36 protein-coding genes and 3 pseudogenes are annotated in these 23,030 nt (G+C 54.9%); 26 read left to right on the forward strand and 13 right to left on the reverse strand.

Annotated features, from left to right (window positions below; translation table 11 throughout):
• Positions 1-197 precede the first annotated feature (197 nt).
• On the forward strand, positions 198-1,451 hold the full coding sequence (locus EV102420_RS03800; protein ID WP_042389136.1) for a tyrosine-type recombinase/integrase: 1,254 nt from the start codon (positions 198-200) through the stop codon (positions 1,449-1,451).
• On the opposite strand, the gene EV102420_RS22460 is transcribed toward EV102420_RS03800, so the two are convergent.
• The 12 genes from EV102420_RS22460 to EV102420_RS03840 form a co-directional block, all read right to left on the reverse strand.
• Positions 1,452-1,613 carry a hypothetical protein gene (locus EV102420_RS22460; protein WP_165570647.1) on the reverse strand — a complete coding sequence of 54 codons (162 nt, stop codon included), beginning with the start codon at positions 1,611-1,613 and terminating at the stop codon, positions 1,452-1,454. It lies immediately after the preceding gene.
• Between the two features lie 99 nt (positions 1,614-1,712).
• Positions 1,713-1,907: a hypothetical protein gene (locus EV102420_RS03805; protein ID WP_042389139.1), complete on the reverse strand. Its 195-nt coding sequence runs from the start codon at positions 1,905-1,907 to the stop codon at positions 1,713-1,715.
• The gene (locus tag EV102420_RS03810; protein WP_042389142.1) at positions 1,904-2,506 is read right to left on the reverse strand and encodes an MT-A70 family methyltransferase; all 603 of its coding nucleotides are present in this window, start codon (positions 2,504-2,506) and stop codon (positions 1,904-1,906) included. Before EV102420_RS03810 ends, EV102420_RS03805 begins: the two co-directional genes overlap by 4 nt.
• Positions 2,503-2,661, reverse strand: coding sequence for a DUF1317 family protein (locus EV102420_RS21075; RefSeq protein WP_072015183.1), 159 nt, complete (start codon positions 2,659-2,661; stop codon positions 2,503-2,505). The genes EV102420_RS03810 and EV102420_RS21075 overlap by 4 nt, the downstream gene beginning before the upstream one ends.
• On the reverse strand, positions 2,654-2,962 hold the full coding sequence (locus EV102420_RS03815; RefSeq protein ID WP_042389145.1) for a PerC family transcriptional regulator: 309 nt from the start codon (positions 2,960-2,962) through the stop codon (positions 2,654-2,656). The genes EV102420_RS21075 and EV102420_RS03815 overlap by 8 nt, the downstream gene beginning before the upstream one ends.
• 10 nt (positions 2,963-2,972) lie before the next feature.
• Positions 2,973-3,224, reverse strand: coding sequence for a helix-turn-helix transcriptional regulator (locus tag EV102420_RS03820; protein WP_042389146.1), 252 nt, complete (start codon positions 3,222-3,224; stop codon positions 2,973-2,975).
• 48 nt (positions 3,225-3,272) lie between these two features.
• Positions 3,273-4,292, reverse strand: a complete 1,020-nt coding sequence (gene recT, locus EV102420_RS03825) for a recombination protein RecT (protein ID WP_042389149.1) — start codon at positions 4,290-4,292, stop codon at positions 3,273-3,275.
• A 9-nt stretch (positions 4,293-4,301) separates the two neighbouring features.
• Positions 4,302-5,201, reverse strand: a complete 900-nt coding sequence (locus EV102420_RS03830) for a YqaJ viral recombinase family nuclease (RefSeq protein WP_042389152.1) — start codon at positions 5,199-5,201, stop codon at positions 4,302-4,304.
• The gene (locus EV102420_RS22600) at positions 5,198-5,638 is read right to left on the reverse strand and encodes a hypothetical protein (RefSeq protein WP_174435471.1); all 441 of its coding nucleotides are present in this window, start codon (positions 5,636-5,638) and stop codon (positions 5,198-5,200) included. Before EV102420_RS22600 ends, EV102420_RS03830 begins: the two co-directional genes overlap by 4 nt.
• 141 nt (positions 5,639-5,779) lie before the next feature.
• The gene (locus EV102420_RS22465) at positions 5,780-5,926 is read right to left on the reverse strand and encodes a hypothetical protein (RefSeq protein WP_165570648.1); all 147 of its coding nucleotides are present in this window, start codon (positions 5,924-5,926) and stop codon (positions 5,780-5,782) included.
• 71 nt (positions 5,927-5,997) lie between these two features.
• Positions 5,998-6,150: a hypothetical protein gene (locus tag EV102420_RS22470; RefSeq protein ID WP_165570649.1), complete on the reverse strand. Its 153-nt coding sequence runs from the start codon at positions 6,148-6,150 to the stop codon at positions 5,998-6,000.
• Between the two features lie 155 nt (positions 6,151-6,305).
• A complete protein-coding gene (locus EV102420_RS03840; RefSeq protein WP_042389154.1) occupies positions 6,306-6,896 on the reverse strand; it encodes a helix-turn-helix domain-containing protein in 591 nt (196 codons plus the stop codon).
• A 153-nt stretch (positions 6,897-7,049) separates the two neighbouring features.
• Here EV102420_RS03840 and EV102420_RS03845 point away from each other — a divergent pair, with 153 nt between their 5' ends.
• From EV102420_RS03845 to EV102420_RS22615, 17 genes and pseudogenes are all read left to right on the forward strand, one after another.
• Positions 7,050-7,280, forward strand: coding sequence for a hypothetical protein (locus EV102420_RS03845; protein WP_042389156.1), 231 nt, complete (start codon positions 7,050-7,052; stop codon positions 7,278-7,280).
• Positions 7,281-7,419: 139 nt separating this feature from the next.
• A complete protein-coding gene (locus EV102420_RS03850) occupies positions 7,420-7,614 on the forward strand; it encodes a hypothetical protein (RefSeq protein WP_042389160.1) in 195 nt (64 codons plus the stop codon).
• On the forward strand, positions 7,611-8,636 hold the full coding sequence (locus EV102420_RS03855) for a DNA cytosine methyltransferase (RefSeq protein WP_042389164.1): 1,026 nt from the start codon (positions 7,611-7,613) through the stop codon (positions 8,634-8,636). Before EV102420_RS03850 ends, EV102420_RS03855 begins: the two co-directional genes overlap by 4 nt.
• Entirely contained in the window at positions 8,636-9,457 is an 822-nt protein-coding gene (locus EV102420_RS03860; protein ID WP_042389166.1) for a DnaT-like ssDNA-binding domain-containing protein, read from the forward strand. The genes EV102420_RS03855 and EV102420_RS03860 overlap by 1 nt, the downstream gene beginning before the upstream one ends.
• A 99-nt stretch (positions 9,458-9,556) precedes the next feature.
• Positions 9,557-10,021 (forward strand): RuvC family protein, encoded by a 465-nt coding sequence (locus EV102420_RS03865; protein ID WP_042389170.1) that lies wholly within the window; start codon positions 9,557-9,559, stop codon positions 10,019-10,021.
• Positions 10,022-10,077: 56 nt separating this feature from the next.
• Entirely contained in the window at positions 10,078-10,683 is a 606-nt protein-coding gene (locus EV102420_RS03870; RefSeq protein WP_042389173.1) for a hypothetical protein, read from the forward strand.
• Positions 10,680-11,192 carry a hypothetical protein gene (locus EV102420_RS20810; RefSeq protein WP_052512317.1) on the forward strand — a complete coding sequence of 171 codons (513 nt, stop codon included), beginning with the start codon at positions 10,680-10,682 and terminating at the stop codon, positions 11,190-11,192. The genes EV102420_RS03870 and EV102420_RS20810 overlap by 4 nt, the downstream gene beginning before the upstream one ends.
• Positions 11,193-11,194: 2 nt before the next feature.
• The gene (locus EV102420_RS03880) at positions 11,195-11,557 is read left to right on the forward strand and encodes a hypothetical protein (RefSeq protein WP_052512318.1); all 363 of its coding nucleotides are present in this window, start codon (positions 11,195-11,197) and stop codon (positions 11,555-11,557) included.
• Between the two features lie 3 nt (positions 11,558-11,560).
• Positions 11,561-12,028 (forward strand): hypothetical protein, encoded by a 468-nt coding sequence (locus tag EV102420_RS03885; RefSeq protein WP_042389174.1) that lies wholly within the window; start codon positions 11,561-11,563, stop codon positions 12,026-12,028.
• A complete protein-coding gene (locus tag EV102420_RS20815) occupies positions 12,025-12,369 on the forward strand; it encodes a hypothetical protein (protein ID WP_052512319.1) in 345 nt (114 codons plus the stop codon). Before EV102420_RS03885 ends, EV102420_RS20815 begins: the two co-directional genes overlap by 4 nt.
• Positions 12,366-12,569 carry a hypothetical protein gene (locus EV102420_RS03895; RefSeq protein WP_042389176.1) on the forward strand — a complete coding sequence of 68 codons (204 nt, stop codon included), beginning with the start codon at positions 12,366-12,368 and terminating at the stop codon, positions 12,567-12,569. The genes EV102420_RS20815 and EV102420_RS03895 overlap by 4 nt, the downstream gene beginning before the upstream one ends.
• A complete protein-coding gene (locus EV102420_RS03900) occupies positions 12,566-12,817 on the forward strand; it encodes a hypothetical protein (RefSeq protein ID WP_042389178.1) in 252 nt (83 codons plus the stop codon). Before EV102420_RS03895 ends, EV102420_RS03900 begins: the two co-directional genes overlap by 4 nt.
• A gap of 114 nt (positions 12,818-12,931) precedes the next feature.
• Entirely contained in the window at positions 12,932-13,270 is a 339-nt protein-coding gene (locus EV102420_RS03910; RefSeq protein ID WP_042389182.1) for a hypothetical protein, read from the forward strand.
• Positions 13,271-13,293: 23 nt separating this feature from the next.
• A complete protein-coding gene (locus EV102420_RS03915) occupies positions 13,294-13,971 on the forward strand; it encodes a terminase small subunit (RefSeq protein WP_255211649.1) in 678 nt (225 codons plus the stop codon).
• A pseudogene (locus tag EV102420_RS22605) lies at positions 13,968-14,222 on the forward strand (terminase); the annotation flags it as partial. The gene EV102420_RS03915 and the pseudogene EV102420_RS22605, both read left to right, overlap by 4 nt.
• Positions 14,223-14,522: 300 nt before the next feature.
• Positions 14,523-14,990, forward strand: a pseudogene (locus EV102420_RS22830) (LAGLIDADG family homing endonuclease); the annotation flags it as partial.
• 195 nt (positions 14,991-15,185) lie between these two features.
• A pseudogene (locus tag EV102420_RS22615) lies at positions 15,186-16,418 on the forward strand (terminase); the annotation flags it as partial.
• Here EV102420_RS22615 and EV102420_RS03925 read toward each other — a convergent pair.
• Positions 16,419-16,838 carry an HNH endonuclease gene (locus EV102420_RS03925; RefSeq protein ID WP_042389268.1) on the reverse strand — a complete coding sequence of 140 codons (420 nt, stop codon included), beginning with the start codon at positions 16,836-16,838 and terminating at the stop codon, positions 16,419-16,421.
• 918 nt (positions 16,839-17,756) lie between these two features.
• On the opposite strand from EV102420_RS03925, the gene EV102420_RS03930 reads away from it, so the two are divergent.
• From EV102420_RS03930 to EV102420_RS03965, 8 genes are read left to right on the forward strand one after another with little or no spacing between them, the layout of a single operon-like run.
• The gene (locus EV102420_RS03930) at positions 17,757-17,963 is read left to right on the forward strand and encodes a hypothetical protein (protein WP_042389186.1); all 207 of its coding nucleotides are present in this window, start codon (positions 17,757-17,759) and stop codon (positions 17,961-17,963) included.
• A 14-nt stretch (positions 17,964-17,977) separates the two neighbouring features.
• On the forward strand, positions 17,978-19,642 hold the full coding sequence (locus EV102420_RS03935; protein WP_042389189.1) for a portal protein: 1,665 nt from the start codon (positions 17,978-17,980) through the stop codon (positions 19,640-19,642).
• Complete coding sequence (locus EV102420_RS03940; protein ID WP_042389192.1) at positions 19,642-19,947, forward strand: Bbp19 family protein; 306 nt, start codon at positions 19,642-19,644, stop codon at positions 19,945-19,947. The genes EV102420_RS03935 and EV102420_RS03940 overlap by 1 nt, the downstream gene beginning before the upstream one ends.
• The gene (locus EV102420_RS03945) at positions 19,948-20,397 is read left to right on the forward strand and encodes a DUF1737 domain-containing protein (RefSeq protein WP_042389194.1); all 450 of its coding nucleotides are present in this window, start codon (positions 19,948-19,950) and stop codon (positions 20,395-20,397) included. It begins immediately after the preceding gene.
• 10 nt (positions 20,398-20,407) lie between these two features.
• Positions 20,408-21,109: a peptidase gene (locus tag EV102420_RS03950; protein WP_255211648.1), complete on the forward strand. Its 702-nt coding sequence runs from the start codon at positions 20,408-20,410 to the stop codon at positions 21,107-21,109.
• Between the two features lie 14 nt (positions 21,110-21,123).
• Positions 21,124-22,110 carry a major capsid protein gene (locus tag EV102420_RS03955; RefSeq protein ID WP_042389204.1) on the forward strand — a complete coding sequence of 329 codons (987 nt, stop codon included), beginning with the start codon at positions 21,124-21,126 and terminating at the stop codon, positions 22,108-22,110.
• Positions 22,111-22,160: 50 nt separating this feature from the next.
• A complete protein-coding gene (locus EV102420_RS03960) occupies positions 22,161-22,601 on the forward strand; it encodes a Bbp16 family capsid cement protein (protein WP_042389206.1) in 441 nt (146 codons plus the stop codon).
• 10 nt (positions 22,602-22,611) lie between these two features.
• Positions 22,612-22,980: a hypothetical protein gene (locus tag EV102420_RS03965; RefSeq protein ID WP_042389209.1), complete on the forward strand. Its 369-nt coding sequence runs from the start codon at positions 22,612-22,614 to the stop codon at positions 22,978-22,980.
• Positions 22,981-23,030 lie beyond the last annotated feature (50 nt).

Genomic DNA, 23,030 nt, shown 5'->3' on the forward strand with positions numbered 1-23,030 from the left:
AATGATGAATAGCTAGGTTATAGCTACTCATATCTATTCAAAACTAAATTCAACCCTCTGTTTTTAAGAGGGTTTTTTGTTTATAACTACTCATATCTATTCACTCTACCTCACATTTTTCGCCGGTATACGTGACGGTATTACCCCAAAGGTATATGCTCATCCCGTCATTTTTTATCATCGCACCCGGGTGAAATGTGCTTACCGATACCAAACTAAAAAACCTCAAACCGCAGGACAAAATCTATAAGGTCTCAGACCGTGACGGACTCTATGTAGCCGTTCTCACGTCAGGTAGTGTCTCGTTCCGGTACGATTACCGAATCAATGGGAGAAGAGAGACGCTGGTGATCGGGCAGTATGGCCGTGACGGTATCAGCCTGGCGGAAGCGAGAGAGGAATTAATCGCTGCCAAAAAGCTCCTGAAGTCAGGCCAGTCGCCAGCTGCGGCGAAACGCGACGGTATCAGACGTATACGCGGAGAAGAGACGTTCGCCGCTCATACCGACGCTTACATGAAGTACGTGACCCTGGCGGACAGCACCAGGCAGATGAAACAATCAGTCATTGACCGGGATATCCTTCCGGCACTGGGCAACAAAATGATGACAGAGATCAACACCGGCATGGTGCGAGACCTCTGCGATAAGATCGTCGGCCGCGGCGGGCGTGCTACGGCAATACAGGTCAGGCAGATAATAAATAGTGTTTATCGTCATGCTAACGATCGCGGTCACGGCTTCTTTAATCCTGCGGTGGCTATAAACCCCTCTGCTATCGCCACGTTCAAGCCCAAGGAAAGAAGCCTTAGCCCGGAAGATATCGGCGTCCTATTCCGCGCGCTGGATGATGTAGGCACAATGCCAACCCTGAAGCTTGCCGTTAAGCTGGTGCTGATCACCATGGTCAGGAAAAGCGAGTTTACTCTCGCCACCTGGAAGGAGATCGATTTCCGCAAATCAACATGGTCGATTCCGGCCGGGAGGATGAAGGCATCGCGTGACCACGTTATCTATCTGCCCAGGCAGGCGCAAGATATTATGGTTGCTCTGCAGATGTGCGCTGGTGGCAGTGAGTATCTGGTGCCAGGGCGTTTCAGCGCGAGCAAGCCGTTGTCTAATGCAGCTCTTAACTCAGTGATCGACCGGGCAGTAGCGCAGGCCAATGAAGATGGCGACGTACTGGAGCCGATGACGGTACACGATCTGAGGCGCACCGGCAGCACCCTGCTGCATGAGGCTGGCTTCCCGTCTGACTGGATTGAAAAGGCGCTGGCCCATGAACAGCGCGGCGTGCGGGCTGTTTATAACAAGGCTGAGTATGCAGATGGCCGTACTTATATGCTTCAGCAGTGGGCCGACATGATCGACATGTGGATAGCCGGGGAGCACACCGATCTGGTGCCATTCTCTCCGGCTAAGTATGAGAGGTGGATGGAGAAAGGTGATTAATCACGCCCGTTGCTTCACCTTCTTACCTGATGGCTGCGCCGCCCGGCGGCGCTCACTGCTACGGATGAGCTGCTGCGCGCCGTCATCACCAGGGCCGCGATGATTGCCCAGGGCGCGCATCACGCTTTCACGTTCGTAGCGCTCGATATCACTTCGCGTCACGGCGCACCTCCCGCCAGCGCAGATTGAGCCACTGGCTGACGCATACAAGCGCCAGCAGTACGCCGTAACCAATGCACCAGGCGGCGATCTGATGGTCTGTCATAGCGCCTCCTGCATTTCTGGATCTGCTGGTAACGTCATGTGTGGAACCGGGATAAGCTTAGCGGTATCAACAGCGGAATTAAGCGCAAAAAGGGCTACGATTTTCTTCTGCTCTGGCGTCATGCGCAGCGCCAGGGTTTTACCGCCCATGCTGAAGAACACTGCAACGTTATGGATCTCATCGAGCTTCATGCTGCCTGCTCCTTCTGGTTTTTGATGAACTCAGCAATGCCGGGCAGCAGGCTCACCGCCGGGGATGAACACTGGTTTCCCCACACGTCGAAACCGTGGGAGGACTGGCGGGCAAACAGCTCTATACGCGGCACATCGCCAAGCAGCTGCACCAGTTTCTCCCGCACGTAATCCGGCTTCTGTGAGTGTGCCAGGCGCGGCGCAGTGAACGACTGAACGATCCCGGCATCCATGCGCTCAGGTAGCTTTCCCTTTATGGCAAAGAGGCAATCTTCGCTGTTGGCGCGCGTCATATGGCCCATGCCCATCACCAGTTTCTCGAGCTGCCGGCTGCCGCATTTATTCCAGGTGAAGCCCTTCATGGTCATCAGGCGAAAGCCCCATGCCTCGACAACCTTCAGCGCTTCTACCGGCTGCGTCGGTACCCACCACATGGCCAGCAGACAGTTTTCAGCAGCCAAATCCCACACAGGCAGGCGGCAGATATCCTGCACTCCCATTACCGGGTACTTGAAGCCAGCGCCGCGGTCGCCGTCGGCGGCCTTGTCGCGGTACGCCCAGGGCGGGTCAGCGTAGATAAGGGTGTATTTATCGCTCATGACGCTACCTTCCTGCTGTTAAGTTCTTCCGCCAGGCGCTGCGCCTTCAGCGGGTTTTTGATTACCTTGCCGCGCGGAGCTATCCAGCCCCGGCGGTTAACGGAATAGACCAGGGTGACGCTGCCGACCCTGATGTTATCGGTGGTGTTAGTCATAGATCACCCCGCACTCGCAGCCTGCGCTGATACCGCTGTAATCACCACGGCGCAGCCCGTTGCTGAAACCAATGCAGCGCTGGCGGCGCATGGCGATCCGGGAGCGCTCCACCTCTCCACGCGCTTTGTCCATGCATTTCAGCCAGAGATTGGCCGCTACGCGGTACTGGCCACGCTCCTCACGAGCGATAGCCAGCTTTTCGATCTCCATCGCTGCCGGGGTTACCGCCACCGGCGTGCCCGGCGCTGGCCGGGCTAACACTTTCTCTTCGTGGTGCTTTTCGAGACGGGACTTAGCCATGATGCGCACCTCACGCAGCAGCGGAGCTAACGGGGCGGAAAACGCGCTGCTCAACTGGCGGCTTTTTTCCGGTAAATTCTGCCGGGCTGTTGGCCTGGCGCTTGTCGAGCCACTCCTCGATCTGATCGCCGTTCCACGCGCAGCGGCGGTCGGTGATGTAAAAACGCGGCGGAAACTTTCCTGCCTGCTCCAGGCGATCGATGGTGCTCCACGACAGCGGAACCATCTCCAGCACCTGCTTCTTGCTTAATGCAGTTTTCATAGATACTCCTCGTTGAGGTGGTGCGGCGCGTTCTGCGCCGCGCGGTGGTTATTTGAATTCAGGGCGCAGATCATTCAGCGTCGTCATGAAGCCGGAAAATAATTCGTGTCCAAGGGTGTTTTCTTGTTCCTTTATCTCCTGCTCAATTTTTTCAAACAAAGCCTTTGCATCAGGGGAAGAGGTATCGAGGCTATTAAAAAGAGCCTCAATGTAAGCACGGGCATCTTCCTGCTTTCCGTCCACGGCTTCGTCATCCGGGGCATCTTCATCAACCACCGAATATTCACCTGTAATAACAGCCGCGTTATCCTGACTGACTCCTGCTTCTCCTTTCTCGTCGATTACCACGGCGCGCTGCATCTCAATGGAGACAGGGAGATACTTGAACAGGCGGCGGATTACGGTTTTCTTCGCCATTTCATCGAAGTGATCTACCCACGGGCCGCTGCTTCCTGCCTTGCTCAACGCACGAACTTTTTCAACATCAGCACGGCTCATAACCTCAAATTGCACACCGCCATCTTTAAGGCGCGCTACGGCGTAGACATGAGTTAACTCGCCACGATCACCGCTTTCGCTCGGCACGTGGTCGAGGGTTTCTTCGAGTCCGTATGCGTAGCTGAATTTGTCGTTAACGTGGACAGTGCGTGCTGAAATACTCAGGATCTGACCTGACCGGCGGGCGAGGTCGATCATGCCGCGGTAGCCGATAATGAGCTGTGCTTCAGTAGATACGGTTTTCCAGTTGCCGTTTACCTTCTGGCGCTTATCGAACGGAATCAGGTATGCATGACCAAGCGCGCCACCAGGTTCAAGGCCGAGCTGAGCGCACTGCATTATTGCGCCGAGGAAGCTTGCCTGGTCACATGCTGCCAGTTTTGGAACCTTGCGGATCTCGGTGGTTGCAATGCGCGCCAGACGATCTGCGGTCATATGCTTTGGAAGAGCCAGGGCCATTTGAGCCTTAATTTTTGGATCAGCGAGAAGCCCAGCCAGTGTGGTTGGCTTTTCACCATGTTTGGTTACTTGCTGGCCAATAGCCGCAGCTTTGAGTGCGTTGGTAGACATTTTTTCTCCTTACTTCAATCTGAATACGCGCGATTTAGACGCAGTTTTAAATTTCTCGAACAGCCCTGGGTGTGCTACCTGAAAGGCCTGCTGATCGAATCGATTACTGACCTGCGTTTTCCATGTACAGATCGGCTTGCCATCCAGTGTCAGGACTGAATGCTCTTGCATGTAGAGCTTCAGCTTCTCTTCCGATACAGCGATTTCTTCTTCCAGTTCTTTAAAGCGTGATTTCATGTCACGCAGATCGTTAAAGAGCGTTAATGCCTTTCCATCAGCCTCAATGCTGGTTCCGGCGTCCTTATCGAACATCATGTAGATGTCACTGACGCTGGTTGCATCTGGCGGATTGAGGTTTACTACGCGATCCCAGAAGGCGATTTCTTTTTCCAGGATGGCTTGTATGGTTTCTTCGTCACGCTCGACACGGTAGATACGGAAGTCATCACCACCTATGAGAACGCCGAACACACATACCTGCTTACCTGTCACCATCATTCCGTGCATGGCCTGAGCGGTGTAGTGCACCGGGATTTCATCCGTTTGCACCTCACCCCACTCCTTAGCCTTGAATGGGCTGACAGTTTTAATCTCGATGTTTTCACCGCTGGCAGCCTCTGCATCGATTTCCGCAGCGATAAAGCCGTAGTCGCGGTGGATGTAACGGTTACCGCGATGGATGATCTCCAGTCCTGTCTCTTCAGCCAGCAGATCGATAACGTATGGCTCCATGCGCTGTCCGCGGGTGAAAACCTTCTGCTTGCTCAAATCGATAGTCTTTTCACGTGGCTGAATCTTGTCGAGATATACCTCTAGAGGGGTTCGCCAAGGACTGATGCCGAGGATCCCGGCGACATCACTGCCGCCGAGATATTTGGCACGATTAAGCTGGCCAACGTTCTGCATCATGACGCCTCACGGGCAATGATCATTTCATCAGCTAATTCGTAGGCCCTGCGTGGGATTGGCCCCTGATAGTTACCTGACGGCAGCAGCCCCTGCATGGCGTTAACTGCCAGCTTGTCGCGCAGCGTCATTCCACAATCGTGGTCACCTTCTTTATCGAGCTTGTCGGCCATTTCCCAACGCCCGACAATGCCGGTCAGTTCGCTGATGAATGCAGCCAGGGTTTCTTCAAACTCGACGCTTTCCATAGCGACATTGAGGATCTCAGGGCTCACACCGGCACGCAGGAGGTTGTCGAACGCGGGCAGGATGTACTCGGTTTTCAGAGTTTCCTGCAGCTCGACCTGGCGATCGTGCAGCTGCTCGGCCAGACGGTAATCGCGTTCAAAGATCGGCATCAGCGCCTTAAGCTTCATTTGCTGTTGAACTTTCATCTTCATACCCCGTTGGTATTCCCGCGTTTATCATCTGGTCGTAATTCAGCGTCTGACCGTTGAGCGGGTTAGTTGTTGATGACATGCGCCACAGATACCCGCATGCCAGTCTTGTGACCGTGTACTGCTTACCGCGCCACATTGCGGTTACTCTGGTTTCCACTGTGCATCCACGCTGCGGGCTTCTTTGGTAGTGAAAGCCCAGGTGACTGCTTCGCCGAGGGAGCGGAACTTCCAGCTCATCAGCCCGGAGAGGGTTACACAGTGCCAACCGTTAATGATTCTCCACTGCATTTTTCGCTCCTTGTGTTTACCATTTTGGTAACAATTGGTGCCGTGATAAGCCCCGTTTCCGGGGCGCTAACTCAGAAATTCCAGGCTTTGGCGGAAAGCTCTTTAGCCAGCTTACGCGCCTCAGGCTTACCGCTAACTTCGTAGCGCTCGCCTGTAACCTTGCCGTCTACCCCGATCACCAGGAACTTAGTGCCGCGGCTGGCATAGTAATGAGCTGTTTTCATGCTGCTGTGCTCCTCAAGTGCGTTACCAGTGAGGTAATAATTATCCATATGTGATTGGTAGTCAATAGCTATGAACATAAAAAATTACCCGAAAGGTAATATTTTAGGCGCAAAAAAACCCGCACATGGCGGGCTATTGTTTGATTTATATGAAATTATTCGGCGATTCTTGCGCTCTGCACTATCACAAAATCAACGTATGATTCGATCTTAGCTTTCTCACCTTCAGGTAACAATGCGTAGCGAGGGCGGTCATAGTTGATGACGGTTGCGTCACCAGGGGGGATCAGCATTTCGTAGGCCCGGCGACCGAACGCCCGGGCGATGGCTTCGAGATTGGCAATGGTGATGCTCACCTCGTTACGCAGCATGCGGTTAATGCTCGCCTGGCTGACGCCTGAGGCATCTGCTACGCGCTGCTGCGATGACAGCTCGCGGTTCTGGCCCATCCATAATTTCAGGTTATGCGCTGCCACCAGGCCGATCTCTGACGTGTCGACGGTATCGCGCACATCAGCCTGTAGCGCCAGGTAGTGATCCACGTCCAGCCAGTTGCGTGGCTTGTTGCCGACGGCTTCTATCTTGCGTGCTGACGCATCACCAATATTCTTCTTTCCCGACGTCCAGCGGCTGACCAGGTTAGGCTCAGTTCCCATTCTTTCCGCCAGGCGAGACTGCACGCCGTTAAACTCACGGTCGATCAGGTCTTTTAAATTGTCGCGACGAATATCATGGATGCTTTTCATTGCAGGAAAATTTTCTCTTATATGAATGATTTGATGATTCTCATTATCGCGCATTTACCCCAGAGGTAAATGAACCTTTCAGGTAACATTCCTTGATTTTTATTACCGATTGGGTGAATATTTATTATCTGAAATAAATATCAGGCAATAGCTATGAGCGAGAACGCACAGTTTGATTTTAAAAAGGCCTGGCTGGCTCTGACGCCGGATGAGCGCGAGCGGTTTGCAGTAGAGGCCGGAACCACCGCCCATTACATCCAGACGCACCTGACCGGAAAGCGTAAGATGCCCGGCAAACGCGTGATGGACGGGCTTTACAAGGCATCACGCGCCCGTAAATGGGTACGCACCAAGCCCGAGTTAGTCACCTTTTTCTACTCCTGATCTCACCTCCGACCGCCGCCTGGCGGTCTTTTCATATCTATTCGTACCGTTAAGGTAATAAATATCCATTTATGGTTGATCTTTTTTCGCTGTGAGTCGAAAATAGCCGATATCAATAGCAAAAAGTGAGGTCGCCAACGTGCAAATCATCACCCGTATGCAGGCCGCCAAAGACGGCCTGAACAAATACAACACCGGCAAGCCTTGTCGGCATGGCCACCATTCCCCGCGCTACGTGCTTAACGGTACGTGCGTGCAGTGCGCGCTGGAAAGCGCCAACAAACACCGTAACGAGTTCTCCGAAGCGCTCAGGGCAGCCCAGGGGGCAGCATGAAGCCCGCCGCGTACTACAACGAGTTCGATCCATACGCCGCCCAGTGGTTGCGGAATCTAATCGCCGGCGGTCACATCGCGCCGGGTGAAGTTGACGAAAGGAGTATTGAAGATGTCGCACCTGACGACCTGCGAGGATTTACCCAGTGCCACTTTTTCGCCGGGATCGGAGGATGGTCTCACGCCCTGCGCGTTGCCGGATGGCCCGACGATAAACCAGTGTGGACCGGCTCCTGCCCGTGCCAGCCTTTCTCCTCGGCAGGCAAAGGCGATGGGTTTGATGACGCGCGCCACCTCTGGCCAGATTTTGCCTGGCTCATCGGCGAGCGAAAGCCTGTCGCGGTCTTTGGCGAGCAGGTTGCAGCTGGTAACGCAAACGTCTGGTTCGACCTTGTACAGTCAGACATGGAAAGAATGGACTACGCCTTCGGGCTTGTCCCGTTTACGTCAGCGGGCATCGGTGCGCCGCACATCCGGGAGCGAGCTTACTGGGTGGCCGACGCCTACAACCGAAGCCACGGTAAGAGAGAAACGCTACGCCCAGGGAGGAATGCCGTTCTCAATGGCTGCCGCTCTGACACACTGGCCGACGCCCACTTGCAACGTGAATCCTCAGCCGGAAACACCCCGGGGGTTACAGAATATCGCGGGCGCAGTGAAGTTAGCGGGCTGGACAACTCCAACCACCCGAGACTGGAAGGACACGGCGGGCATGACTGCGCAGCGGGAAGGCCGGGACAGGATGGATCAGTTGCCGAGGCAGGCATACACCTGCGGCCCCTTGAGGTTAACGGTTTTTGGCGTGATGCAGACTGGCTCTTTTGTCGGGATGGAAAATGGCGTCCAGTTGAACCCGGCACATTCCCGCTGGTTGATGGGTTTCCCAAAGGCATGGGACACGGTAAGTCCTCACCACGAGCACTGGCAGGCCGTAACCGAGTCGGCAGGCTCAGAGGCTACGGAAACGCCATAAACGTATACGCCGCTGCCGCATTCATTCGCGCTTATATGGAGGTGATCTGATGGCCGGTGACTGGATAAAAATGCGTGCTGACCTGCACACGCATCCGAAAGTTGTCCGCATGGCGTCCGCATTGAAAGCGGACAGGCTTCGGATAGTTGGCGGACTACATTCCGCATGGTGTCTTTTCGACGTCCATTCTGTGGATGGTTTACTCGAAGGATATGACGCAGACACGCTCGACGACTTGATCGGATTTCCCGGATTTGCACGGGCGATGATTGCCGTTGGCTGGCTCGAAGAAAACGACAGCAACCTAGTAATGCCGCGCTTTGAGGCCCATAACGGGCAGTCAGCGAAGCGCCGCGCACAGGATGCAGACAGGAAGAGAAACGTCCGCAAAATGTCCGCTTCTGATGCGGACAAAAAGCAGACCAGAGAAGAGAAGAGAAGAGAAGATCTAAAAGATAAACCCCACTCTAAGCCATCTGTGGATAATCCGCATGTGGATAACATTGATGGTGGAGAAGGAGAACACGATCCCGGCGCGAACAATTCGGTACTCGACGGCTACGTCCCACCAGGGGGCCTGGGTGCTATCGGAAAGTTCACCATGCACGAAGGATGGAAACCGGATCCGGACATCCTCCGGCAAGCTTCACTGTGGGGCATATCGCTGACAGGCGAAATAACGAAGCAGGAGCTGGCTCAGTTCGTTTCTTACTGGCAAGCCGAGGGTAAGGCATACCATCACACGCAATGGCAGCAGAAGCTCGTACAGAGCGTTAAAACGGTAAGGTCGAAAACAAGCAAACCGGAACGACGGGATATCATGGCTGTATCGGAACCAGATAGCGAGATCCCACCGGGTTTTTGGGGCTGACGGTAACAACCAGACCGAATCTGGCTTAACGAGCGCGGAAGCGCATTTTTTTACTTGCAAATTGTTACCTGTAAGGTAATTATTACCAGTGAGGTAAATATGACGATGTGTGTAGGGATTGACCCCGGTTGCAGTGGTGCGCTGGTGCTCATGGGTTCCATGGGTAGCTACATCGATCACCTGAACATGCCAACCATCAAGGTCGGGACCAAGTCCAGGGTAAACGGCGCAGCAGTGGCCGCCTGGCTCAGGGATTACCAGATCGGGCACGCATACCTGGAGCAGGTCGGAGCTATGCCCGGCCAGGGCACCGCCAGCATGTTCACCTTCGGGCACGCCGCTGGCGTCATCGAGGGAATACTTCAGGGGCTGAACATCCCTTACACGCTGGTGACGCCGCAGGCCTGGAAGAAGTCCGCCGGGCTGATTGGCAGCGATAAGGATGCAGCGCGCAGCCGGGCTATTCAGCTGTACCCGGAACTGCGGGCACTGGATGCAAAAGCCAAGGGCCAGGCTATCGCCGACGCTCTCCTGATAGCCAGATACGGCGCAGGGCTGAAATGAAGATCCTTTTTCATATCAATTAAATCAACAGCTTATACGGGTAACAAGGGGTAAAGATGGAAAGCAAAACCAAAGAGTTAGTCAAGGCCGGGCATGAGCTGGTCGTGCTGCTGGGAAACCAGCACAGCATGATCGACGAGGCATCGCTGGTGCAGCGCCTGACCGCGCAGCTGGATATCACTGCCGCGGCGCTGCGTGAGATGGCAAAGAAGCGTGATGACGAACATGCCGATGTGCTTGCCTGGGAAAAAACTATGTTCAAGGTCTGCGGCGAAGACGGTACAAAGTCTGTTGCCGCTAAGTTTGCCTCACTGGAAGCCAGGTGCGCGGAGCTGGCGGCGGAGAATGCAGCGCTGAAAACTCCCGCACACTGGTTGGCAGCAGCAGACATTGGCGACCAGGCTGCCGAGAACGCGGCGTTAACCGGTGCCAATGATGACGAGCAACTTCTTGCGGGAATGGTGGCCATTATGGAGTCAATAACGACCCCCACTACCGACGCCTGGCAGCGCGAGCAGCGTGCGGTCGGTGCCGAATTAACAAAACAAAAAATCGAAAGCGCAATTAAAACCTGTTACCAGGATGAGCAGATCGGATTGATTGAGGCTGTTGATATTGCTAACTCATTCGCCGCCCAGCTGCGCAACGGGGAGGCTGTATGAGCGACAAATACGCAGCGCTGAAACAGGCGGCTGAGAGCAATATTAATATCCTGGAAAACATCGCTGGATATGCTCCTGAAGACATAGATGGCGACACGGTAGAGCTTCGCTTCGAAGACGAGAACGGCTGCGATACCGGTTGTGATGTGAGCATCGTAGCTCAGTGCCAGAGCGCGGCTGATGTTATGAAACTACTGCTGGCAGAGCGTGATGCTGATAAGCGGCGGATCGCTGAGCTGGAGGCGCGGGAGGTGAAACTACCACCGCTGAGCGATGACCTGATAGCTATCCTAGGCCGTCCTAATTTCACGTGCGCGCATTTGGCAGAATTGATGCGCAAGGGTGGCGACGATATACGGCGTAAAGCAGAGCATGAACAGGCGGCTGTTATCTACTGGTTCCTCAGTCTTTATCTCGAGCATGGCAATAAGTGGGAAGCCGTTGCGAAAGCAGACATTCAGTCCCGTGTCGCCATGGCATCCGCCAGCCTGAAGATTGAGGGGGAATGAGCATGGAGCGTGAGTATTTCGTTTTGAGCGTCAACCACACGGATCGGGGAAACCCATACATCGTCCTTTGGGCTGCTAATGACTCTGGTTACCGCGGGCGCGTTGAAAGCGCGGGGCGTTACACCGAAAGTCAGGTTATGTCGCAACTTGGCTATTACAACAATGGCTGCGATACAGTAGCGGTTCCCTGTGATGTGGCTGAGCCTCTAAGCCATGCCGTTAAGCCTGGATTCTTCGACACTGATGATGGCCGCTGGCTTCGCAATAACCGCGCTACATGGAGCGCATTGTTGGAAAACCTGATCGCAAAACCCAAGCACAATCCTCAGCCAGAATATCGCGGTGCGCCGCGCCGGAAGGACTAACCCATGACAATGAGCAAAGAAAGGCTGGAAGCAGTAGCGTCAGGCAGAAATTATACAGTCTCTACTGGTGATATTGAAAAAATGGCCCGTGAACTGCTGGAGCGCCGGGAGCGGGATAAGCAGGAGCCTGTAGCGTATATGGTTGGTGGTTACACCTTGCTACATGCCCATGATCCTAAAGTGGATGAGTATCTAAACAGGGCTACGCCGCTATACGCCGCGCCGCCAGCGCCGGATATCGGTGACGTCCGAGTAGGTCGACTGCCCACTATGAACCAGGATGAATACCCCGGCCTGGGTGATTGGTGGGTACAACTTCGCATAGGCGAGGATTCTGAAGAGGTATTAGCACGCGTCTATGGCGCTACGCCACAGGAGGCTAACAACCGGGCTGAAGCATTAGCCTGCCGCGCCGCCGCTCTCAATCAAACACACGCCAAGCAACCAGCAAGCAACGGAGGCCAGTCATGAGCGAATTCGACAGCAAGGCGCTCGACTTGGCACGCGAGGTGATGGGGCTGATCAGGCAGGAGCACATCGGCGGGGACGCCCAGCTAATCGCAAAAATTCAGCTCCTATTTGTGGAGGCGATGGAGTATGCCTCGCCTCAGTTGTTCGGTAATGCCGAACAACTCAACTCTCCGGCGGTTCCGGATTGTTGGGTAATTGTGCCGATTGATCCGACATGGAGCATGTTATCAGCAGATGGATGCAGCAAGCATCACGGTGGGCAGAAGTGTTCACACCATGAAAACCGCAAGCGGATATGGCGAGCCATGCTAGCTGCCGCACCGAAGCAGGAGAGCTTATGAGCGCCGAACGCCTCGATTACCAATACAGGAGTCAGGAAGGGCAAACCCTGGAAGATAGTGCGATCATCGTCAGGTGGTGGGCTATGTACTACGACCGGCTTGGTCAGCCAACAGCAGCAAGCGATTGCAGAAGGGCTGCAGGGGACATTGAGCGCATAGCAGCTATGGCTGCAGCGCAGAAGCAGGAGGGTGAGCAATGAAGGTGAAAAAGTTTGGCACCGTCACAACGGACGGAAGCGGTAATCTCTGCATCAGAAACTTCATGTTTTACCCAGAAAATGCTGAAGAAGCAGGTCTCGACCCGAATGATCCGGAGGTTATGCTTCCGGCTATCGCAAATCACCTGCTTAAGATTGTGAAGCACGGAAAGATGGAGCTTACTGACTTTAGTGCGGAGCGGATTGTTTCTGGCGCCTTGCGAAAGGCAAAAGCTGGAGGGCTGAAGTGATGTCAAAGTGTGACGCTTTACTTTACGCAATGGTCATCGGCTTTGGCCTTGCTGCTGGAGTCAGGGTTTACATTGCCTGGGAGTCATTAATCAACCTGGTGTGGGGTGCTATTCGTGCCTAAATCCCCAGCCGAGCGCAAAGCAGCGCAGCGTGCCCGCCAGGCCGCTGCCGGTGGACGCAAGATGGAGCTGATGCTCGACAAGCAGGAACTGGACATGGTGGCGCGCAACTGCGCCGCCCGTCGGCCCGGTCGCGATCCGTACGAACTCAACGAGTACATCGCGCTGCTGATCCGTCAGGACGACGCCAGCCTTAAAGAGCAGGTGGCTAAGATGGCAGGCAGCCAGTGCGGTAAGTGCGGCGATAAGCTGCCGGTCGACAGTTGCCCGTGCCAGGGTGATTCGCAGTGCTGGGCGACCAGCGGCTGGCATAACCTGAAATTAACGGTGTGACATGTCACGATTTACGTTAATCAATTGCAAATGCCGCCGACTATGGCGGCTTTATTTTGCGTGATAGTATTACCATATTGGTAATTATTACTCAGGTGGTAACAATGGCCGCGACGCCCAAACCTCACAAACGCAAATCAACGCAGTTTAAGCCCATCTCTGCAATGATGGAGGCTTACTGCCAGTCATACGTCAGAATGCCGGAAAACCAGCGTCAGGCGGCCATTGATGCAGGGTTTTCGCCCAATACGGCAGCGGCCAAAGCCAGCGTGATGATGCGTGATGAACGCATCCAGAAACGAATAGCCGAGCTGATGGAGGAACGTAATAAGCGATCCCGTATATCGGCTGACTACGTGCTAATGAGGCTGAAGGAAATAGACGAGCTTGACCTAGGCGATATCATGGACGATGACCTGAGCCTCAAGCCGCTGAGTACATGGCCGAAGGCTTGGCGTCAGTTCCTGTCAGGCGTGAAGGTGGCCGAGTTGTTCGAGGGTAAGGGCGACGAGAAAAAGATTATCGGCGTCCTGAAGTCGATTAAGTGGCCTGACAAGGTCAAGAACCTGGAGCTGATCGGTAAGCATGTCGATGTGAATGCGTTCAAGGAGCGTGTCGAGGTCTCCGGCACCGTCACGATTGCCGATCGCATGGCCAGGGCCCGTGACCGCGTTAAGAAACAGTCTGGTGGTTCCGAATGACAGCTAAACAGGAAATTTCTTTTGAAGAGCAGCTGATAGAGGACATTGCTGAATTTACTCACGATCCTCTAAGCTTTGCTATGTACTCATTCCCATGGGGAGAGCAGGGGACGGAACTCGGACATGCAAAAGGCCCCAGGGCATGGCAAGCAGAAGCGTTCGCAGAGATCAGAGATCATCTTCAAAATCCTGAAACGAGGCACGAACCTTGCCTGATAGCCCGTGCATCAGGTCATGGCATTGGTAAAGCGCTACGTCCTGACGATATATTGCCAACTCCTTTAGGGGTGCGATGCGTGTCTGATGTTAGGCCTGGTGATCTGCTATTCGGTGAAAATGGGGAGTCCGTTAAAGTAATTGGTACCAAGTTCTATGAATCATGCCCGTTTTATCGTGTGACATTCTCTGACGGCACTTCTGTAGACGTATCTTCAGGTCATCTGTGGAAGGTGAGAGGGAGAAATTCACGCAGAACAGGATCGCAATCATGGGATGTTCTTGAGACGATCGACATTCTCGAGCGTGGCGTGAAGCGCAGAAATGGCCGAACTATGGCGCGGCAATGGGAAATCCCTACTTCTCCACGTGTTATTTATCCTCAAAAATTTCTACCTGTTGATCCGTATACATACGGTGTATGGCTTGGCGATGGCGACAAGGCCAGTGGTAGGATTACCAATATTGATTCTGAAGTGTGGGAAAATATCTCCTACTTAACACGCTTAAATGGGATAACCAGAACCGCTATCGGCCTCAAGGTGGATTTGATTAATGCCGGGCTTTTTGGCTGTACCACATATAACGCCAGCGTAGATCGACGCTACATTGAGTCTGAGCATCGATTGAACGTTCTTCAGGGCTTGCTCGACACGGATGGTTGGGTTGAAAAAGGTTGTGGTGGTGCGGCTTTTGCTTCTGCATCAAGGCAGCTCACCTGTGACGTGATCGAGATCGCGCGTTCACTTGGTCTGCGTGCAAGAAACGAAAAGTTTAAGCCGAATAAATTTGCTGGCAGTTGGTCTACGCATATTACATGGGACGGCGAGACGCAGTTATTCAGAATAAACAGGAAGCAAAAGCAGTTAGTGGCCGCCGAAAAGCGGTACACCACAAAGTGGATTGAAAGTATTGAGCCAGCAGCGGAAGGGCCAGGAATTTGCTTTGAGGTTGATGGTGGCCTTTTCCTGGCTCGGGATTATGTCGTTACGCATAACAGCGCTTTCATATCGATGCTCATCAACTGGGGCATGGCCACCTGCGAGGACTGCAAGGTGGTGGTCACCGCCAACACCGACAACCAGCTGCGTACCAAGACCTGGCCGGAAATCATCAAGTGGTCGAATCTGTCCATCACGAAAGAGTGGTTTACCACCACCGCGACGGCGATGTACAGCAACGATCCGGGCCATGACAAGCGCTGGCGGGCCGACGCCATTCCGTGGTCTGAACACAACACCGAAGCGTTTGCGGGCCTGCACAACGAGCGCAAGCGTATCATCGTCGTGTTCGATGAAGCCTCCAACATCGCGGATCTGGTGTGGGAGGTAGCCGAGGGGGCGCTGACCGATGAGGACACGGAGATTATCTGGGTGGCGTTCGGTAACCCGACGCGTAACACCGGTCGATTCCGCGAGTGTTTCCGCAAGTACCGGCACCGCTGGAAGGCCAAGCAGATTGACTCGCGCACCGTCGAAGGCACCAACAAAGAGCAGCTCCAGAAGTGGGTCGAGGACTACGGCGAGGATTCGGACTTCGTTAAGGTGCGTGTGCGGGGGATCTTCCCCGATGCGTCGGAGAACCAGTTTATTCCTTCCGGCCTCACGGGCCCGGCGGTGGGCAGGGTCATCACGCCCGACCAGGTACAGCACGCGGCCACGGTCATCGGCGTCGACCCGTCGCACCAGGGTAAAGACCCGGCGGTTATCTACCTGCGTCAGGGGCTGCATTGCCGCAAGCTGGGAGAGTACCCGCGCACCACGGACGATGTGTGGTTTGCCAAGGTGATCGCCGACTTTGAAGACCTTCATCGCGCTGACGCGGTATTCATTGACTACGGCTACGGCACCGGCCTGAAATCTGTCGGTGACAACTGGGGCCGGAACTGGACGCTGATACAGTTCGGTGGTGGCACTGCCGATCCCGAGATGGGAAACAAACGCGGCGAGATGTACAAATCAGCCCGCGATGCGCTGAAGCTGGGCGCGCAGCTGGACAGTCAGGACTTAGCTGACGAGCTCAGCGCGCCGGAGTACAAGGTCAGGCTCAAAGACAGCCGGAAGATTTTGCAGGACAAGGATGAGGTCAAAGAGACGCTGGGCCGCTCGCCCAACAACGCCGACGCGTACGTGCTGACCTACGCTTTCCCGGTAGTGAAGAAGCAGTATGTGCCTGGGCAGCAGCAGGGCCAGCAGGGAAGGGCGATCACAGAATATAACCCCTACGATTAATCACCAGGTAATTTTTCTCACGATCTCGCTAACGTGAGACTGACAAACACCGAACTCTTTAGCCAGGGTTACGGTGTTGCTGTCTTTTGAGCCTCTTACATATCTACGTCGAATTTCTTCCACCTGCTCGCTGGTTAGTTTTGCCCGGCCATTCTTCTCACCATTCAGGTGTGCAGATCTATTTCTTGATGCCCTATCTCTGTTGTTGTCGAGTTGAGTGCCGATTTCAAGGTGTTCTGGATTGATGCAGGGTGGGTTGTCGCACTTATGCCTCACGACAAGGCCGTCAATTTCTGATAGCTCAATACCCTTACTCTGGCAGTAAGCTAGACGGTGAGCCTTGACTACCTTTCCCTTATAGCTTCGTACTCCGTATCCATCTTCACTTCTGTACTTTTTCCACTCGATACACTCGCTCATGGTGATCACCTTAAAAAAAAGCCCGGCGAACCGGGCGAACTGGAAGCAATGATTACGGGTATAACACAGCATCACGGGAGTGATTGGGTTGTGGCGGTGGTGCCTCCACCTGCTGGTATTAGCCAATTCCAGCGACGTACACTGCCCGGAAACGTATTCATCTGGACGGGTTTGGCTCGTCACGCGCGCATAGCCGCAATTACCACAACGGAAGGAGCACTGTTCTCACCCTGTAAGCTACTTCGCACGCTATGCTTCAGGGTTGCTGCGTACTGCACAATGCTCTTTCCTGTTGTGTGCTGACCTTACAGCCAGCGCGGTTGGAATGGTTTCGCAAACACGAAGCTTCACCAACTAGGCAGGATCACCCTGAAAGAGCCGCCTCTTTATTCTTTCAGGCTCCCGATCTATCCCGGTAGTCGTTGTGGTACGCAGTCTATTCGGCATGACAACTCTGCGCAGATGCCCCAAAGCAAACCGGCAGCCTCCCGGTTTACATGCCTTATTCACCACAACGAAGATGACTCTCTCCGATGCATTCATTCATGTGGAATGCAAAGGGATGGTGCAGAAAGCCATCATCGTTGTGCCCTCGTCTCTTCCGAGGTGTCACACCGTATCGCCGCGATGGTGAATCGCTGGTTCGTGTCTATGAAACGATGGCTTGCACATTCCGGCTACCTGTCAGGGCATGAAATACCAAGGGAACCTTTCAGACCGCTATCGGCGCATGTGCCATACACCGAAATAAAACACACACCGCCGTTTGCATTTAACGACCCGGCATAAGAGTCATTCGTTGATGCGTGTTTTATTTACCTAAAAGGTAATAATTGAGGCGCTAACTGTCAATACCCTACGCTAAATAATTCTTATGTGGTTAAATTGGTAATAATTTAAGCCCGCCGGAGTTATGTCATGTGCGTTGCAAAGACCCCAAAAGTTGCCGCCGCCCCAGAGATTCAGGCCGCCCCGCAGGAGCAGGATGCCGCCGTTGTTGACGCACGCGACGAGGAAAACCGCCGCCGCCGCGCCGCATCAGGCCGCAACTCCACGCTGCTGACCGGTGCGCAGGGTGATACCTCCACCGCTAATACCAGCGGCAAGACACTGCTCGGCCAGTAACGGAGCGATTGCAGATGGCGGAATCACTGAAAGAAAGACTCGGGAAGCAGTTTGCGCAGCTGGATAGCGACCGGTCTTCGTTCGTGTCGCACTGGCGCGAGCTGAGCGAGTTCATCGACCCACGCGGATCCCGTTTCCTCGTCAGTGACGCCAACCGCAACGACCGCCGTAACTCCCGTATCGTTGACCCCAGCGCCTCTCTGGCAGCTGATACGCTCTCCAGCGGCATGATGTCCGGCATCACTTCACCGGCGCGCCCGTGGTTCCGCCTGGCGACTCCTGATCCGGACATGATGGACTATGGACCGGTCAAGGTGTGGCTTGAGACCGTGCAGAATCGCATGAACGACATGTTCAATAAGAGCAACCTGTACCAGTCTCTGCCACTGCTCTACTCCAGCCTGGGAAACTACAGCACCGGCGCTATGGCCGTTCTTGAAGACGACGACGACATTATCCGTACCGTGCCGTTCCCGATCGGAAGCTATCACCTGGCTAACTCCGCGCGCGGCAGCGTCGACACCTGCTATCGCAAATTCAGCATGACCGTGCGTCAGCTGGTGATGCAGTTCGGCAAGGATAACGTCAGCATGTCCGTTAAGAGCATGTGGGAATCCGGGAACTACGAGCAGTGGGTAGAGGTGATGCACGCCGTCTATCCGAACGTTGATCGTGATACCGGCCGCATGGATGCGAAGAACAAGCCATACAAATCCGTTTACTACGAGGTTGGCGGCGACGGCGATAAGCTGCTGCGTGAGTCCGGCTTCGACGAGTTCCCCATTATCGCCCCACGCTGGACTGTAAACGGCGAGGACGTCTACGGCAGCAAATGCCCCGGCATGACCGCGCTGGGCCAAATCAAAGCCCTGCAGCTGGAGCAGAAGCGCAAAAGCCAGATCATCGATAAAGTAACCAACCCGCCGATGGTCGGCCCGTCCTCACTGAAAAATCAGCGCGTATCACTGCTGCCCGGCGATATCACCTACATCGACCAGATGACCCAGCAGGACAGCTTCCGTCCGGCGTATCAGGTTAATCCCGACATGTCCGGCCTGCTGGCCGACATTCAGGACACCCGGCAGATCATCGACCGCTGCTACTTCGTCGACCTGTTCCGGATGCTCCAGAGCATTAACACCCGCTCTATGCCGGTGGAAGCAGTCATCGAGATGAAGGAAGAGAAGCTCCTGATGCTCGGCCCGGTGCTGGAGCGCCTTAACGACGAGGCACTAAACCCGCTCATCGATCGCGCTTTCTCCCTGATGGTACGCAAGAACATGATCCCGCCGCCTCCAGAGGTTATGCAGGGCATGCCGCTGCGCATCGAATACATCTCCGTGATGGCCCAGGCGCAGAAGTCTATCGGACTCAGCAGCCTGACGCAGGCCGTTGGCTTTATTGGCCAGCTGGCACAGGTCAAGCCGGAAGCGCTCGACAAGCTCAACATCGACGAGGCTATCGACTCCTACGCGGAAATGTCCGGCGTGTCGCCGACCGTCATCCTCCCACAGGAGCAGGTCGACCAGATCCGCCAGCAACGCGCTCAGCAGCAGCAGCAGGCGCAGGCCGCCGCAATGGCTCAGGCCGCAGCCCAGGGCGCGAAAACTCTTAGTGAGACGCAGACCAGCGAGCCTAGCGCGCTCACCGCGCTGGCAGGCGCAGCAGGAGGCCAGTAATGACTGATACCTGGGACGACGATCAGCCAAACCCGGAGCAGGTGAGGCTCCAGCAGATCCGCACTGAGCGTGACGCTGACGATATCCGGCAGGTTATGGGCACCGAGCAGGGCCGCCGCGTCGTCTGGGCAGTGCTGGAGCAGGGAAAGGTTTTCGGCTCCACGTTCGCTATCGATCCGGCTGTGACCGCATTCAACGAAGGGCAGCGAAATCTGGCGCTGGCATTGTTTAGCCGCGTAATGGCTGTCTGCCCTGAGCAGTATCTGAAGATGGCCGATGAGGCCAACACCCAGGAGGAGAAGTAGATGCCGATTACCGACATCAAATTTGTGCGTGCCTCATCCATCGCCGAGCTGGAAACGATGGTGCCACCACTGTTGAAGGCGGGCTGGCAGCCTTATGGCGCTGTGCAGATCCGGAACACCAATAACGCCAGCGGTGGGTACGACTTCTTCCAGGCAATGGTGATGGGTGACTCAACCACGCCAAACAGCAATCAGAAGCTGACGACGGATGGTGACGCCATCACGGTGCAGAACAACGCAGGGGTAGCGGTTGCTGGAACGCACAAAATCTCGATCGTCAACGGTGTGCTGGTGCTGAAGCTCGACTCGACCGTTGCGCCGCTGATTAACGGCCAGGTGCAGAACGCCGTGCCGGTGACCAACAACGCACTGCTGTCTATCGGCACCACTAACCGCAAAGTGACCAGCACTGTAGCCGCTGGCGCGCTGACCAACTTAACCATCGTTTAAAGGTACCAACATGGGCAATGCATTGTTCAGAAAGTTTTTCCAGTCAGTGCTGATGAGTGAAGCGCCAGCACCTGAATCTTCCGGCGGCGGTGGCGATGCTCCCGCGCCAGCGGCTGATCCCTCTACGCCTGCAGGCAATGAGCCTCCAGCGTCAGAACCGGCTGAGCATGCTGCCGATCCGGAGAAGCCGGAAGGCGAAAAACCTGAAGGTGAAAAGCCGGACGGTGAGAAGAAGCAGGAAGAGAAAAAGCCGGAAGGCGCTCCGGAGAAATATGAGTTTAAGGCTGCTGAAGGTCAGGAGCTTGACGCCACTGCGCTGGAGCAGTTTGAGCCTATTGCCCGCGAGCTGAACCTGACCAACGAGCAGGCACAGAAGATGGTCGACCTGTACGGCACGCAGATCCTGCCAATGGTTCAGAAGCAGCAGGCGGAAGCCTGGCAGAAGACCACTGAGCAGTGGGCTGCCGACGTCAAGGCCGACAAAGAGATCGGTGGCGACAAGCTCACGGCCAACATTGGCGTAGCACAGCGCGCGCTTGAGACCTTCGGCACGCCGGATCTCAAAGAATACCTGAATGCTTCAGGCCTGGGTAATCACCCGGAGCTTATCAAAGTGTTCGTGAAGGTCGGTAAAGCCATGTCAGAAGACGGCATGGTGACCGGCAAAGAAAGCGGTCAGCGTACTGCTGCCGAAGTGCTTTATGGCAAATAAGAGAGGAAACAACCATGGCTGTTAAAGGCTTAACTGCGCTGACGCTGGCTGACTGGGGTAAGCGCGTAGATCCAAACGGTAAGATCGACAAAATCATTGAGCTGCTTGGGCAGACCAACCCGATTTTGATGGATATGCCGTTCGTCGAAGGTAACCTGCCTACCGGTCACCGTACCACTATTCGTTCTGGCCTGCCGCAGGCGACCTGGCGCTTGCTTAACTATGGCGTGCAACCGAGCAAATCCACCACCGTGCAGGTTACCGACTCCGTCGGCATGCTGGAAACTTACGCCGAAGTTGATAAGTCTCTGGCTGATCTGAACGGTAACACTGCTGAATTCCGCCTGTCGGAAGACCGTGCATTCATCGAAGGCATGAATCAGCAGATGGCTCAGACGCTCTTCTACGGTGATACCAGCGTTAACCCGCAGCAGTTTATGGGCCTGTCGTCCCGCTACTCCAGCAAGTCAGCTGGCAATGGCCAGAACATCATTGATGCTGGCGGTACCGGCACCGATAACACCTCTATCTGGCTGGTGGTCTGGGGCGAAAACACCGTGCACGGCATCTTCCCGAAAGGCCAGAAGGCTGGTCTTCAGATGAAAAATAAAGGGCAGGAGACGCTGTTTGATGCTAACGGCGGCCGCTACGAAGGCTATCGCACCCACTACAAGTGGGACAACGGCCTGGCTCTGCGTGACTGGCGCTACGTTGTACGTATCGCGAACATCGATGTGAGCGATCTGTCGGTCACCGCGAATGCTGCCAACATCGTCAGCCTGATGGTGAAAGCGCTGCACCGCATTCCTAACCGTGGCATGGGCAAACCTGTGTTCTACATGAACCGCACCATTGCCCAGGCGCTGGACCTGCAGTCGCTGGATAAAGCGTCCCTGGCGCTGAACGTGAAAGAGACTGAAGGCGAATTCTGGACCACCTTCCGTGGCATCCCGATCCGTGAAACTGACGCGATCCTGGAAACAGAATCCCGCGTTGTGTAACGCCTGTCATTAACTAATGGGCCGAAAGGCCCATGTATGGAGAAAGAAAGATGATCACCGACAAACTGTTGATGCTCTCCGAGAAGCAGGCGGTTACAGCTTCTGCGGCTTCGACTGATGTAATCGACCTGGGACCGATTGACGGCACTGTCCGTGATATCGGTGTGGGCGAGCCGCTGGAATGGTTCGTCAGCGCCGACACCACTGCAACAGCTGCTGGTGCCGCTACGGTCAACGTCAACCTGCAAACCAGCGCGGATAACTCCACCTGGGTAACTCTGGCAAGCTCTGGCGATCTGGCATTGTCTGCACTGACAGCCGGTAAGCGCATTGTTTCACAGAAAGTGCCTCAGGGCGTTCTGCGTTATCTGCGCCTTAACTATACCGTCGGTACCGGCCCGCTTACCGCTGGCGCGTTCACTTCCGGCATCAATCTTGATGTGGACGGGAACAATAAGTACTACGGCATCCGTTCCAAAATCACTGGCTAAGGAGCCGTAAATGTCACAGGAAAAAGCACGTTATCGCATCACGCGCCTGTCTTTCATCGGCAACCAACTGCTGGATGAAGGCGCAGAGGTGGAGTACAACGGCGAGCCAGGCAGCGCGCTGGAGCCGCTGAACGATGCCGCGAAGTCCGCCAAGAAAAAGGCGGATCAGAAGCGTGGCGGCCAACAGGATGTTAAGCCAGCAGAACCAACTGTCATCACTAACGGCAATGATAAAAAGCCTGAAGGCGAAGGTGGCGAGCAGGACGCTGATGCGCTGCGCCAGCAGTATCAGGAGCTGTTCGGTGATCGCCCTGGCAATATGAAGCTTGAGACCATCAAGCAGAAAATTGCCGATAAGCGCAAAGAACTGGGCGTTTAAGCCTCGCGGGTAAAACAGAGGGGCTTCGGCCCCTTTCTTGCAGGAGTGGA

It is taken from the genome of Pseudescherichia vulneris NBRC 102420 (assembly GCF_000759795.1).
Lineage (GTDB): Bacteria > Pseudomonadota > Gammaproteobacteria > Enterobacterales > Enterobacteriaceae > Pseudescherichia > Pseudescherichia vulneris.